The 12475-nt window shown below is 71.5% G+C and carries 11 protein-coding genes; 5 read left to right on the top strand and 6 right to left on the bottom strand.

The genetic code is table 11. From position 1 onward, the window contains the following. Positions 1-156: 156 nt before the first annotated feature. The 5 genes from ppdK to AAC944_RS12930 form a co-directional block, all read right to left on the bottom strand. Positions 157-2922: a pyruvate, phosphate dikinase gene (gene ppdK, locus AAC944_RS12910; RefSeq protein WP_078888715.1), complete on the bottom strand. Its 2766-nt coding sequence runs from the start codon at positions 2920-2922 to the stop codon at positions 157-159. A 325-nt stretch (positions 2923-3247) separates the two neighbouring features. Continuing rightward, on the bottom strand, positions 3248-4045 hold the full coding sequence (locus tag AAC944_RS12915; protein WP_368397168.1) for a type 1 glutamine amidotransferase: 798 nt from the start codon (positions 4043-4045) through the stop codon (positions 3248-3250). Positions 4046-4287: 242 nt separating this feature from the next. Next, entirely contained in the window at positions 4288-4917 is a 630-nt protein-coding gene (locus AAC944_RS12920; RefSeq protein WP_030618488.1) for an MBL fold metallo-hydrolase, read from the bottom strand. Then, on the bottom strand, positions 4917-6002 hold the full coding sequence (locus AAC944_RS12925; protein ID WP_368397169.1) for an S-(hydroxymethyl)mycothiol dehydrogenase: 1086 nt from the start codon (positions 6000-6002) through the stop codon (positions 4917-4919). The genes AAC944_RS12920 and AAC944_RS12925 overlap by 1 nt, the downstream gene beginning before the upstream one ends. Before the next feature lie 111 nt (positions 6003-6113). After that, positions 6114-7028, bottom strand: a complete 915-nt coding sequence (locus tag AAC944_RS12930) for a LysR family transcriptional regulator (RefSeq protein ID WP_030625049.1) — start codon at positions 7026-7028, stop codon at positions 6114-6116. Between the two features lie 15 nt (positions 7029-7043). Between AAC944_RS12930 and AAC944_RS12935 the strand changes: the two genes are divergently transcribed. Continuing rightward, positions 7044-7205 (top strand): hypothetical protein, encoded by a 162-nt coding sequence (locus tag AAC944_RS12935; protein WP_196943387.1) that lies wholly within the window; start codon positions 7044-7046, stop codon positions 7203-7205. 8 nt (positions 7206-7213) lie between these two features. On the opposite strand, the gene dusB is transcribed toward AAC944_RS12935, so the two are convergent. Then, entirely contained in the window at positions 7214-8353 is a 1140-nt protein-coding gene (gene dusB / locus AAC944_RS12940; RefSeq protein ID WP_030625051.1) for a tRNA dihydrouridine synthase DusB, read from the bottom strand. A 144-nt stretch (positions 8354-8497) separates the two neighbouring features. Between dusB and AAC944_RS12945 the strand changes: the two genes are divergently transcribed. The 4 genes from AAC944_RS12945 (at position 8498) to AAC944_RS12960 (ending at position 12439) form a co-directional block, all read left to right on the top strand. After that, positions 8498-9964 carry an MFS transporter gene (locus AAC944_RS12945; protein ID WP_037773652.1) on the top strand — a complete coding sequence of 489 codons (1467 nt, stop codon included), beginning with the start codon at positions 8498-8500 and terminating at the stop codon, positions 9962-9964. Positions 9965-10060: 96 nt separating this feature from the next. Next, positions 10061-10678 carry an MFS transporter gene (locus AAC944_RS12950; RefSeq protein ID WP_438272824.1) on the top strand — a complete coding sequence of 206 codons (618 nt, stop codon included), beginning with the start codon at positions 10061-10063 and terminating at the stop codon, positions 10676-10678. 41 nt (positions 10679-10719) lie between these two features. After that, positions 10720-11724 carry an aldo/keto reductase gene (locus tag AAC944_RS12955; RefSeq protein ID WP_030625060.1) on the top strand — a complete coding sequence of 335 codons (1005 nt, stop codon included), beginning with the start codon at positions 10720-10722 and terminating at the stop codon, positions 11722-11724. Between the two features lie 88 nt (positions 11725-11812). Next, positions 11813-12439 (top strand): TetR/AcrR family transcriptional regulator, encoded by a 627-nt coding sequence (locus AAC944_RS12960; protein WP_051872439.1) that lies wholly within the window; start codon positions 11813-11815, stop codon positions 12437-12439. Positions 12440-12475 lie beyond the last annotated feature (36 nt).

Below are 12475 nucleotides of genomic sequence, written 5' to 3' on the forward strand. Positions count from 1 at the left end.
GCCCCTTGATCGGCTGAGGGTCGGGGGCCCATCCAGCGGCTCCGGTCGTCCACGGCCGGCGTACCGGCCGTCCGCCGCCTGCCGGCCGGTGTTCGTGCACCGACCGGCAGACGAGTCTTTCCGGAGGTCAGCGGCTACCGCTGCCCTCGGTACGGGTCAGCGGCTGTCACTGCCCTTGGATTCGGCCGCCGCGCGGCCCGCCTCCAGCCGCGCCACGGGGATGCGGAACGGCGAGCAGGAGACGTAGTCCAGCCCCACCTGGTGGAAGAAGTGCACCGACTCCGGGTCGCCGCCGTGCTCACCGCAGACGCCGAGCTTGAGGTCGGGGCGGGTGGCCCGGCCGGCCTCCGCGGCGTTCCGTACGAGCGAGCCCACGCCGTCCTTGTCGATGGTCTCGAAGGGACTGACGCCGAAGATGCCCTTCTCCAGGTACGCGGTGAAGAAGCTGGCCTCCACGTCGTCCCGGGAGAAGCCCCACACGGTCTGCGTGAGGTCGTTCGTACCGAAGGAGAAGAAGTCGGCGGACTCGGCGATCTGCCCGGCCGTGAGCGCCGCACGCGGCAGCTCGATCATCGTGCCGAGGGTGAGCCCGAGCTCCACACCGTGGGCCTGCTCGACCTCGGCGATGACCTGCTCGGCCTCCTCGCGGACGATCTCCAGCTCCTGGACCGTACCGACCAGCGGGATCATGATCTCCGCACGCGGATCGCCCTTGGCGGCCCGGCGCGCTGCCGCCGCCTCCGCGATCGCCCGCACCTGCATGGCGAACAGGCCGGGGATGACGAGGCCGAGGCGGACACCGCGCAGACCCAGCATCGGGTTCTGCTCGTGCAGCCGGTGCACGGCCTGGAGGAGGCGCAGGTCGTTCTCGTTGGAGTCCTTGCGGGACTCGGCGAGCGCGACGCGCACCGACAGCTCGGTGATGTCGGGCAGAAACTCGTGCAGCGGCGGGTCCAGCAGCCGGACCGTCACGGGCAGCCCGTCCATCGACTCGAAGAGCTCGACGAAGTCGCCCTTCTGCAGCGGCAGCAGCTCCGCGAGCGCGGCCTGCCGCTCGTCGTCGGTGCCGGCGAGGATCAGCCGCTCGACCATCTCGCGCCGCTCACCGAGGAACATGTGCTCGGTGCGGCACAGGCCGATGCCCTGGGCGCCGAACCGGCGGGCGCGCGCCGCGTCCTCGGCGTTGTCGGCGTTGGCCCGTACCCGCAGCCGGCGCACCCGGTCCGCGTACGCCATGACCCGGTGCACGGCCTTGACCAGCTCGTCGGCGTCGTCCGCGCCGGCGTGCATCCGGCCCTCGAAGTACTCCACGACCGGCGAGGGCACGACCGGCACCTCACCGAGGTAGATCTTGCCGGTCGAGCCGTCGATGGAGACGACGTCGCCCTCCTCGATGACCACACCGCCGGGCGCGGTCAGGCAGCGCCGCTTGGTGTCGACCTCCAGCTCCTCGGCGCCGCAGACACAGGTCTTGCCCATGCCGCGGGCGACGACGGCGGCGTGCGAGGTCTTGCCGCCGCGCGAGGTGAGGATGCCCTCGGCGGAGATCATGCCGTTGAGGTCGTCCGGGTTGGTCTCGCGGCGGATGAGGATGACCTTCTCGCCCGAACGCGACCACTTCACCGCGGTGTACGAGTCGAAGACGGCCTTGCCGACGGCCGCGCCCGGCGACGCGGCGATGCCGCGGCCGATCAGCTCGGCCCTCCCGCCCTTTGGACGCAGCGCCTTCTCGTCGAACCGCGGGAACATCAGCTGCGCCAGCTGCGCGCCGTTGACCCGCTGCAGCGCCTCCGCCTCGTCGATCAGTCCCTGGTCGACCAGCTGCGTCGCGATACGGAAGGCGGCGCCCGCGGTCCGCTTGCCGACGCGGGTCTGCAGCATCCACAGCTTGCCGCGCTCGATGGTGAACTCGATGTCGCACAGGTCCTTGTAGTGCGTTTCGAGCGTCTCCATGATCTGCATCAGCTCGTCGTACGACTTCTTGTCGAGCTGCTCCAGCTCCGCGAGCGGAACGGTGTTGCGGATACCGGCGACGACGTCCTCGCCCTGCGCGTTCTGCAGGTAGTCGCCGTAGACGCCCTGGTGGCCGCTGGCCGGGTCGCGGGTGAAGGCGACGCCGGTACCGGAGTCGGGGCCGAGGTTGCCGAAGACCATCGAGCAGACGTTGACGGCCGTGCCGAGGTCGCCCGGGATGCGCTCCTGGCGCCGGTACAGCTTGGCCCGGTCGGTGTTCCACGACTCGAAGACCGCGCGGACCGCGAGGTCCATCTGCTCGCGCGGGTCCTGCGGGAAGTCGCGGCCCGTCTCCTTGGCGACGATCTCCTTGAACTGCCCGACCAGCTTCTTCATGTCGGCCGCGTCCAGCTCGACGTCGACCTTCACGCCCTTGGCCCGCTTGGCCGTCTCCAGCGCCTCCTCGAAGAGGTCACCGTCCACACCGAGCACGGTCTTGCCGAACATCTGGATGAGCCGGCGGTACGAGTCCCACGCGAAGCGCTCGGAGCCGGCCTGCTGGGCGAGGCCGCCCACCGACTCGTCGGAGAGCCCGATGTTCAGGACGGTGTCCATCATGCCGGGCATCGAGAACTTCGCACCGGAACGCACCGAGACGAGCAGCGGGTCGTCGGCCTGTCCGAGCTTCTTGCCCATCCGGCGCTCCAGGGCGTCCAGATGCTCGGACACCTCGGCACGGAGTGCCGCCGGCTCCGCACCGCTCTCGAGGTACTCCTTGCATGCCTCGGTGGTGATCGTGAAGCCAGGCGGGACGGGAAGTCCCAGATTGGTCATCTCGGCGAGGTTCGCACCCTTCCCGCCGAGCAGATCCTTCAGGTCCTTGTTGCCCTCGGTGAAGTCGTAGACGAACTTCGCCGACTTCACGGCCTCGGCCGACTGGGTTACGTGGGGATCTTGTGTTTCCGACACGGGACTGACTCCTCGCGGACGGGCTGCCCTGACGGCGAGGAACATACCCAGATCGAAGGCGTCTGGGTACGTCCACTCGGTCGACATACGCCCGTAACCCGGCGTCAGCCAACAGATCGAAAGTCGCCTGTCCCGACCCCATGCATACATCTTCTGAACTCATGACTCCGGAAGGTGCGGATGATCACGGTCGATTCTGCACGGAGCGCGACGACTCTCTTGATCGCTTGAACTCAAGATCCATGGCACCCAGTGCCAGCCTTGGAGACATAGAGCCCCGATGAAACGCTCATCTGAGCGCCCCCCTTATCAAGGGTGGCGAGAATCACGCGCCGCGAGGCCCTCCGATCCCACGATTCGGACCCGCCGGCGGACACGTAACGCCGCCGTCATCCGCCGTCGCGACCCGCTCCAGGAAGGCGTCCACGAGCGCGTACGCCCGTTCCCGCGTCTCGGGAAGCGCCGCCCGCACCTCCTTGACCAGCGCGTCGGGGTCGGCGCCGAGCGCCTCCGCGACACCCGTGTCGTCGTGGTCGAACCAGGCCCGCAGCACCTCCGGCGTCAGCTCCGGATGGAACTGCACCCCCATCGACCGCCCGCAGACGAACGCCTGCGACGCGACCTCGTTGCGCGCGAGTTCGCGGAGCGGCAGACCGGCGCCGCCCCCTTCCGGTACGGCCTCCGGGAGCAGCCACCGGTCCCCGTGGAATAGGAACCACGGCCCCGGCCCGACCAGCTCCGGCTCGTCCGCCTCGACCTCCGTCCACCCGAGCTCGAAGCGCGGGGCCCGCTCGGCCGATCCCCCGAGCGAGGCGGCCAGCAGCTGCCCACCGAAGCAGATGCCGAGCACGGGTATGCCCAGCCGCCGCGCGTCCCGCAGCAGGTCCAGCTCCGCCCGTATCCACTCGTTCATGCGGTTCACCGACCACGGCGCGCCGAGCGACAGGATCAGGTCATATTCGGCGACCGCCGGAAACCGGGGCTCGACGTCCGGAGACGCGTACCGCTCGGCGGGGACCACGAGCAGTTCGTCGAACGCGTATCCGCGCTGCGCCAGCCGGTCGCCGACATGTCCCGCGGTGGACAGGTGGTCGTGGGCGATGACCAGGGCGCGCTTCGTCACGGAGACCTCGCTCGGTTCGTACGGGCGTATCGTTCGGGGCCACATTTACCGGCACCCCGAGCCGTACGGCCCGGCGGCCCGGCGGCCCGGCGCCCCGGCAGCCCGGCGGCCCGGCGGAACCGTCGCAGTACACCGACGGCCCCCAGGACGCCGGCCGCTTCTGCCGCGAGGTGATGCGGCGGGTGGCGCGGCTGACGCCCTGAGGGCCGGTTCGGTCGGCGAGCGACGGGGGCGGTTACGGCTCAGTGGCCGCGGCGGATCCACTCCTCCAGATGGGGCGCTTCGTCCCCGATGACGGTGGTGTCGCCGTGCCCGGTCAGCACCTTCGTCTCCGGCGGGAGCGTCAGCAGCCGCTCCTTGATCGACTCGATGATGGTCGGGAAGTCCGAGAAGGACCGCCCGGTCGCCCCTGGCCCGCCCTGGAAGAGCGTGTCCCCGGTGAAAACGGCCCCCAGAGCGGGTGCGTACAGGCACACCGCGCCGGGCGCGTGCCCCGGCGTGTGCAGCACCGTCAGCTCCGTACCGGCAACCGTGAACACCTGCCCGTCCGCCAGCTCACCGTCCGGCAGCCGGTCGGGGTGGGTCTGCTTCCACAGCGGCCAGTCTTCCGGGTGGAGCAGGACGGGCGCGGCCGCCCGGTCGGCGAGTTCGGGCGCGGCGTCGATGTGGTCGTTGTGCGCGTGCGTGGAGATGATCGCCAGCAGGCGGCGGCCGCGTACGGCTTCGAGGATGGCGCCGGCGTCGTGCGCGGCGTCGATGACGATCGCCTCGGTGTCGTCGCCGATGATCCAGACGTTGTTGTCGACGTCCCAGGTACCGCCGTCGAGGGTGAACGTGCCGGAGGTGACGAGGTGTTCAATGCGGGCCGCCATCACAGCACCACCACCGAACGCAGCACATCACCCTCATGCATCCGCGCGAAGGCCTTCTCCACATCCCCGATCCCGATCGTCTCGGTCACGAACGCCCCCAGATCCAGACGCCCCTGCTGATGCAGATCCACCAGCATCGGGAAGTCCCGGGAGGGCAGACAGTCCCCGTACCAGGAGGACTTCAACGCCCCACCCCGCCCGAAGACGTCCAGCAACGGCAGCTCCAGAGTCATGTCGGGGGTCGGCACGCCGACCAGGACGACCGTCCCGGCCAGGTCGCGGGCGTAGAACGCCTGCTTGTAAGTCTCCGGACGCCCCACCGCCTCGATCACCACATCCGCCCCGAAGCCACCGGTCAGCTCCCGGATCGCCTCCACCGGGTCCACCGCCGTGGAGTTCACCGTATGCGTGGCACCGACCGACTCCGCCTTGGCCAGCTTCCGGTCATCGATATCCACCGCAATGATCCTCGCCGCCCCCGCCAACCGCGCCCCGGCAATGGCCGCATCCCCGACCCCGCCACAGCCGATGACGGCCACCGAGTCACCCCGGCCCACATTGCCGGTATTGATGGCCGCGCCGATGCCCGCCATCACCCCACAGCCCAGCAACCCCGCCACCGCCGGCGACACCGACGGATCCACCTTCGTGCACTGTCCCGCCGCCACCAGCGTCTTCTCCGCAAACGCCCCGATCCCCAACGCCGGCGACAACTCCCTCCCATCCACCAGCGTCATCTTCTGCCCGGCATTGTGCGTGGCGAAGCAGTACTGCGGACGCCCCCGCAAACACGCCCGGCACTGCCCGCACACCGCCCGCCAGTTCAAAATCACGAAATCCCCGGCCGCGACCTCGGCGACACCCTCCCCCACCGACTCCACCACCCCCGCCGCCTCATGCCCCAGCAGAAACGGAAACTCCTCACTGATCCCGCCCTGCTTGTAATGCAGATCCGTATGACACACCCCGCACGCCTGCACCCGGACCACAGCCTCCCCCGGACCCGGATCCGGCACCACGATCGTCTCCACCCGCACCGGCTCATTCTTCCCCGCTGCGATGACTCCGCGTACTTCCTGCGCCATGGGAGCAGCCTTTCGCCACGTCAGTTCACGGGACGGTGCCCTGTCCTGCCCGCCCCGCGTCCACCCTGGCGTTCCGACTCAGCTGCGTCCAACATCCAATCCTGATCGGATTCAGCGCTTCTGGTGCTCAATCTCGGGGAGGCTGGCCAGAAGGGCCTGCGCGGCGGGCGAGAGGCGGCCGCTGCGGGGTACGGCGATACCCACGTTCCACACCGTGTTGGCGGCGAGCGGTACGGCGACGAGGCCGCGTGCCTGGTCCTTGTGGGTGACCGGGCGGGGCACCACCGCGACGCCCATTCCCCGCGCCACGAGGTCGAGGAGGGTGTAGACGTCGTTGACCTCCATCGCCACCGTGCGGCGCGTGCCCGCCGCGGCGAACAGCGCGTCGGCTGCCCGCCGCGCGCCCCAGTCGCGGTGCAGGTCGACGAAGACCTCACCGGCCAGCGCCTGTACGGCCAGCGATTCGCCGCTGTGCGCCGGGAGCGGGTCGCCGCTGAAGACGAGCGGGTGGTCCGGGCGGCACAGCAGCATCATCGGCTCCGTCGCCAGGGGGCGGATGCGGACCCCCTCCTCGTGCCCCTCGTACACCACGAACGCCAGGTCCAGGCTGCCGCGGCGGATCTCCTCCAGCAGGTGGGCCGAGCCGGACTGGACCATGTGGACCTCGACGCCGGGGTGGCGTCCGCGCAGGTCGGCCAGGAGCGACACCGGGTCGACGATGCCCATGCACTGCTCGGTGCCGACGGCGAGGGTGCCGGTGAACAGGCCGCGTACGGCCGCGACCGCCTCCCGTGCGGCCGCCGCGCCGGCCAGCGTGCGGCGCGCCTCGACGAGGAAGGCGCGGCCGGCGGCGGTGAGTTGGACGCGGCGGGTGGTGCGGGTGAAGAGGTCGGCGCCGAGCTCCCGTTCCAGGGCCCGTACGGAGGCGGACAGGCCGGACTGGGCGATGTGCAGCCGTTCGGCAGCACGGGTGAAGTGCTGCTCCTCGGAAACGGCGACGAAGTGTTCCAGGTGCCTGAGTTCCACGATTAAGCACTCTAGATGCTGGGACCGGGCTGCGGTACGGGTCCTTCTTGCACGCCACCCCGGCACCGTCTTCTTGATCGTCGCCGCCTCGGCACCGCCTGGGCCCGCTACCTGCGCGCCGCCCGCCCCGACACGTACGCCGCGATCCGCACCTGCGCCACGGACGACGCGCCCTGAGGGGCCGGTCAGCCGCCCGACGTGTCCAGTTCCGCGTCCACGCTGACGCCCGTGCAGTCGTACGGGTCGTCCAGCCAGCCGTCCGGGAGGACGACCTTGTTGCGGCCGGAGGTGCGGCCGCGGGGGCCGTCGGCGCCGGCCGGCCAGGGCTGGTCGAGGTCCAGCGCGGACAGGTGGTCGGCCAGCTCGGCGAGCGAGGAGGAGACGGCGAGCTTGCGGCGCATCTCGGAGCCGACCGAGAAGCCCTTGGTGTACCAGGCCACGTGCTTGCGGAAGTCGATCACGCCGCGGGCCTCGTCGCCCAGCCACTCGCCGAGGAGCGTGGCGTGCCGGAGCATGACGTCCGCGACCTCCTTCATGGTCGGCCGGGCGTAGTCCTCGGGCCGGTCCTCGAAGGCGGCGACCAGGTCGCCGAAGAGCCAGGGGCGGCCGAGGCAGCCGCGGCCGACGACCACGCCGTCGCAGCCGGTCTCGCGCATCATCCGTACGGCGTCGTCGGCGGACCAGATGTCGCCGTTGCCGAGCACCGGGATGTCACTGACCGCGCCGACGTGCTCCTTCAGGCGCGCGATGGCGTCCCAGTCGGCGGTGCCGCCGTAGTGCTGGGCGGCGGTGCGGCCGTGCAGCGCGACCGCCGTCACGCCCTCCTCGACGGCGATCCGCCCGGCGTCGAGGTAGGTGATGTGGTCGTCGTCGATGCCCTTGCGCATCTTGATCGTGACGGGCAGCGATCCGGCGTTGCCGACGGCCTCGCGCAGGATCGAGCGCAGCAGGTGGCGCTTGTACGGGAGGGCCGAGCCGCCGCCCTTGCGGGTCACCTTGGGGACCGGGCAGCCGAAGTTGAGGTCGATGTGGTCGGCGAGGTCCTCTTCCGCGATCATGCGGACGGCCTTGCCGACGGTGTCCGGGTCGACGCCGTACAGCTGGATCGAGCGCGGCTTCTCGGTCGCGTCGAAGTGGATCAGCTGCATGGTCTTCTCGTTGCGTTCGACCAGCGCGCGTGTGGTGATCATCTCGCTGACGAAGAGGCCCTTGCCGCCCGAGAACTCCCGGCACAGGGTCCGGAAGGGCGCGTTGGTGATCCCGGCCATCGGCGCGAGGACCACCGGGGGCTGCACGCTGTGCGGGCCGATCTGCAGCGAGGACATAGGGAGCGGGTTCCTTCGACGGGTAGGGATTCGACGTACGGGACGGGTGCGGTCTCCCATTGTCGCGCACGTGCGAAGCGGGTCGCCCCTGCGGTCGGCCATCGCCGCCCGGCCGCGCACAGCGAATCGTTGTAGCGTTCAACCATGCCCGAGCTCACCCACCGGCGACGGATGCTCGTGCTGGCGATCTGCTGCATGAGCCTGCTGATCGTCAGCCTGGACAACACCGTCCTGAACGTCGCCCTGCCCTCCCTCCGCAAGGATCTGCACGCCTCCGTCTCCGGCATGCAGTGGACCATCGACGCCTACACCCTCGTCCTGGCGTCGCTGCTGATGCTGGCCGGCTCGACCGCGGACCGGCTCGGCCGCCGCCGGGTGTTCCAGGCCGGGCTGATCGTCTTCACCCTCGGATCGCTGCTGTGCAGCCTGGCGCCGAGCCTGCCATGGCTGGTGGCGTTCCGGATGGTGCAGGCGGTGGGCGGTTCGATGCTCAACCCCGTCGCGATGTCGATCATCACCAACACCTTCACCGAGCCGCGCGAGCGGGCCCGTGCGATCGGTGTGTGGGGTGGCGTGGTCGGCCTCAGCATGGCGGCGGGGCCGGTGGTCGGCGGACTGCTCGTGGAGGCCGTCGACTGGCGGGCGATCTTCTGGATCAACGTACCCATCGGGCTGCTCGCGCTCTTCCTGACCATGCGCTACGTCCCGCACTCCCGCGCGCCCCATCCGCGCCGCCCCGACCCCGTGGGCCAGCTGCTGGTCATCCTGCTGCTCGGCTCCCTGACGTACGCGATCATCGAGGCGCCCGAGGCGGGCTGGGGCTCGCCCCTGATCATGGGCTGCACCGCACTGGCCGTGCTGTCCCTCGCCGGGCTGATCGGTTACGAGCGGCGGCGCACCGAACCGCTGATCGAGCTGCGCTTCTTCCGCAGCGCACCGTTCAGCGGCGCGACCGTGATCGCCGTGAGCGCGTTCGCGGCGCTCGGCGGCTTCCTCTTCGTCAACACGCTCTACCTCCAGGACGTCCGCGGCCTCTCGGCGCTGCACGCGGGCCTCTACATGCTGCCGATGGCGGCGATGACACTGGTCTTCGCACCGTTGTCCGGGCGGCTGGTGGGCGCCCGCGGGCCGCGGCTGCCGCTGCTGCTGGCCGGTGCCGGCATGGTGATCAGCGGCGTCCTCTTCGCCGGCTTCGAGGCGGAGACCAGCACACCGCTGCTCTTCACCGGTTACGTGCTCTTCGGCATCGGCTTCGGCCTGGTCAACGCGCCGATCACCAATACCGCCGTATCCGGGATGCCGCGTGCGCAGGCCGGGGTCGCGGCGGCGGTGGCCTCCACCAGCCGCCAGGTGGGCCAGTCCCTGGGCGTCGCCGTCATCGGTGCGGTGCTGGCGAGCGGCGCCGGGGCGGCCGCCGCCTCCGACCGCTTCGCCGAGGCGAGCCGCCCGGCCTGGCGGATCCTCACCGGCTGCGGCCTGGCCGTCCTCCTCGTCGGCGCGCTCACCAGCGGCCGCTGGGCCCGCGAGACGGCCCGCCGCGCCGCCGACCGGCTGGAGGGCGAGCCGGCACCGGCGGACGGCCGGCCGGCGGGCAGCCGCCAGGGCGGCTGAGCGGCCGGGCCGGCCGACCGAGCTACCGGGCCCCGGTCGGCTGAGCTACCGGGCCGCCACCGCCAGCTCCTGCAGCCGCGCCAGCCGTTCCCGCGACTGGCGTGCGGACTCGCGCCGGACGCCTGGACGCTGGTCGCGGCGCGGGCCGCGCAGGGCGCGGCGTCCGCGGTGATGCTGCCGCAGGCGCTGGCCACCAGCCACGCGACCACGTCCGGCGGCCGGCGCGGCCGGGCGCTCGGCCTGTACGGCGCGACGGGCGGCGTCGCCGGGGTCGCCGGGCAGCTGCTCGGCGGGCCGCTGGTCTCCGCCGACCTGCTGGGTACCGGCTGGCGCGCGATCTTCCTGGTGAACGTGCCGGTGGTGATCGCCATCCTGCTGCTGGGCCGGGTCTCGGTACCGGGCAGCCGGGCGGCGCGCCCGGCCCGCGGCGACCGGGCCGGTACGGCGCTCTTCGCGCTCGCCCTGGTCGCGCTGCTGCTGCCGCTGACCGAGGGCCGGGCGGCCGGCGGCCCCCTGTGGTCATGGCTGCTGCCGGCCGCCGCGCCCCTGCTGGCCTGGGCGTTCTACGTGGTCGAGCGGCGTGCCGAGCGCAGTGGCTGCTCGCGGCGCTCGCCGTGCAGTTCGTCGGCCTGCCGGCCATGCCGGTCCTGTCGCTCCGGCTGCCCCGTGCCCTCTCCTGAGGCCCGCGACGCGCCGACATCTGCGATCAGCTGACAACTATTGAAATCTGTCAGCTGTCATGCGACGGTGGGGTCATGCAGACGCGCACTCTTGGCACCACCGGCCCGCAGACCTCCGCCCTCGGCCTCGGCTGCATGGGCATGTCCGCGCTCTACGGGGACGCCGACCGGGCCGAGTCCCTCGCCACCGTCCACGCCGCGCTGGACGCCGGGATCACCCTCCTGGACACCGGCGACTTCTACGGCATGGGCCACAACGAACTGCTCATCAACGAAGCGCTGCGCACCGCGCCCGCCGGGGCCCGCGAAAAGGCGCTGCTGAGCGTGAAGTTCGGTGCCCTGCGCACCGTCGAGGGCGGCTTCACCGGCTACGACGGGCGCCCGGCCGCGGTGAAGAACTTCGCCGCCTACTCGCTTCAGCGCCTGGGCGCCGACCACATCGACATCTACCGCATCGCCCGCCTGGACCCGGACGTACCGGTCGAGGAGACCGTCGGCGCCATCGCCGAGCTGGTCGAGGCCGGGCACGTACGCCACATCGGCCTGTCCGAGGTCGGCGCGGAGACGCTGCGCCGGGCGGCCGCCGTGGCGCCGGTCTCCGACCTCCAGATCGAGTACTCCCTCATCTCGCGCGGCATCGAGCAGGAGATCCTGCCCACGGCCCGCGAGCTGGGCATCGGGATCACCGCGTACGGCGTGCTCTCCCGCGGCCTGATCAGCGGCCACTTCAGCCGGGACCGGCAGCTCGCCGCGAACGACTTCCGCGGGATGAGCCCGCGCTTCCAGGGCGCCAACCTCGACCACAACCTCAGCCTGGTCGAGGCGCTGCGGAAGATCGCCGAGCAGAAGGGCGTCTCGGTCGCGCAGACGGCCATCGCCTGGGTGCTCGCCCAGGGCGAGGACATCGTGCCGCTGATCGGCGCCCGTACCCGCGAGCGGCTGTCCGAGGCGCTCGGCGCGGTGGACGTCACGCTGGACGCCGGTGATCTGGCGGCCGTCGAGCAGGCGGTGCCGGCCGGCGCGGCGGCAGGCGACCGCTACCCGGCGAACCAGATGGCGCACCTGGACAGCGAGCGCTGACCGGACGCGACGGCACGCGGGGCGTCGGATACCGTCCGTATCACGGCGCCCCGCCCGCCCTCGCCGACCCGAAAGGCCCGACCGTCCCATGCCGCCCGAGCCGCTGACCCGCGAACGCATCCTCCAGGCCACCGAAGAGGTGCTGCGCCGGCACGGCCAGGCCAAGGCCACGGTGGTGGACGTGGCGCGGGTACTGGGCGTCAGTCACGGCAGCGTCTACCGGCACTTCCCCACGAAGGCGGCGCTGCGCGAGGCGGTCACGGAGCTCTGGCTGAACCGTACGAGCGCGCGGCTGGAGGAGCTGGCGCGGGACACGGAGGGGCCGGCCGCCGACCGGCTGTCCGACTGGCTGGAGACGCTCTTCACGGCCAAGCGGCACAAGGCGGGCGACGACCCGGAGCTGTTCGCGACGTACCTGGTCCTGACGACCGAGACCGCGCGGGTCGTCGACGCGCATGTCGCCGAGCTCGTCGGCCAGCTCGCCCGGATCGTCGCGGACGGCGTCGCCCAGGGCGTGTTCACGTCCCCCGACCCCGAGGCCACGGCCCGCGCCGTCTTCGACGCGACCGCCCGTTTCCACGATCCGGCGCACGCGGCGGAGTGGTCCCGCGCGACCATCGAGTCGGAGTACGCCGCGGTCCGCGACCTGGTACTGCGCGGCCTCCGCGCCCCTCAGGGGCGCGGGGAACTGCGCGATCAAGCACAGCGGACGTGACACGTCCGCCACGAAGGCGCGGCCCCGCCCCGGGAG

The sequence above is a fragment of the Streptomyces sclerotialus genome, assembly GCF_040907265.1.
GTDB classification, from domain to species: domain Bacteria; phylum Actinomycetota; class Actinomycetes; order Streptomycetales; family Streptomycetaceae; genus Streptomyces; species Streptomyces sclerotialus.

Excerpts from the sequence above, each read along its gene's own strand:
- AAC944_RS12920 (WP_030618488.1), bottom strand. The coding sequence starts at position 4,917 with ATGGCGGCCCGCATTGAACACCTCGTCACCTCCGGCACGTTCACCCTC.
- AAC944_RS12925 (WP_368397169.1), bottom strand. The coding sequence starts at position 6,002 with ATGGCGCAGGAAGTACGCGGAGTCATCGCAGCGGGGAAGAATGAGCCG.
- AAC944_RS12935 (WP_196943387.1), top strand. The coding sequence starts at position 7,044 with ATGCTGGGACCGGGCTGCGGTACGGGTCCTTCTTGCACGCCACCCCGG.
- dusB (WP_030625051.1), bottom strand. The coding sequence starts at position 8,353 with ATGTCCTCGCTGCAGATCGGCCCGCACAGCGTGCAGCCCCCGGTGGTC.
- AAC944_RS12945 (WP_037773652.1), top strand. The coding sequence starts at position 8,498 with ATGCCCGAGCTCACCCACCGGCGACGGATGCTCGTGCTGGCGATCTGC.
- AAC944_RS12955 (WP_030625060.1), top strand. The coding sequence starts at position 10,720 with ATGCAGACGCGCACTCTTGGCACCACCGGCCCGCAGACCTCCGCCCTC.
- AAC944_RS12960 (WP_051872439.1), top strand. The coding sequence starts at position 11,813 with ATGCCGCCCGAGCCGCTGACCCGCGAACGCATCCTCCAGGCCACCGAA.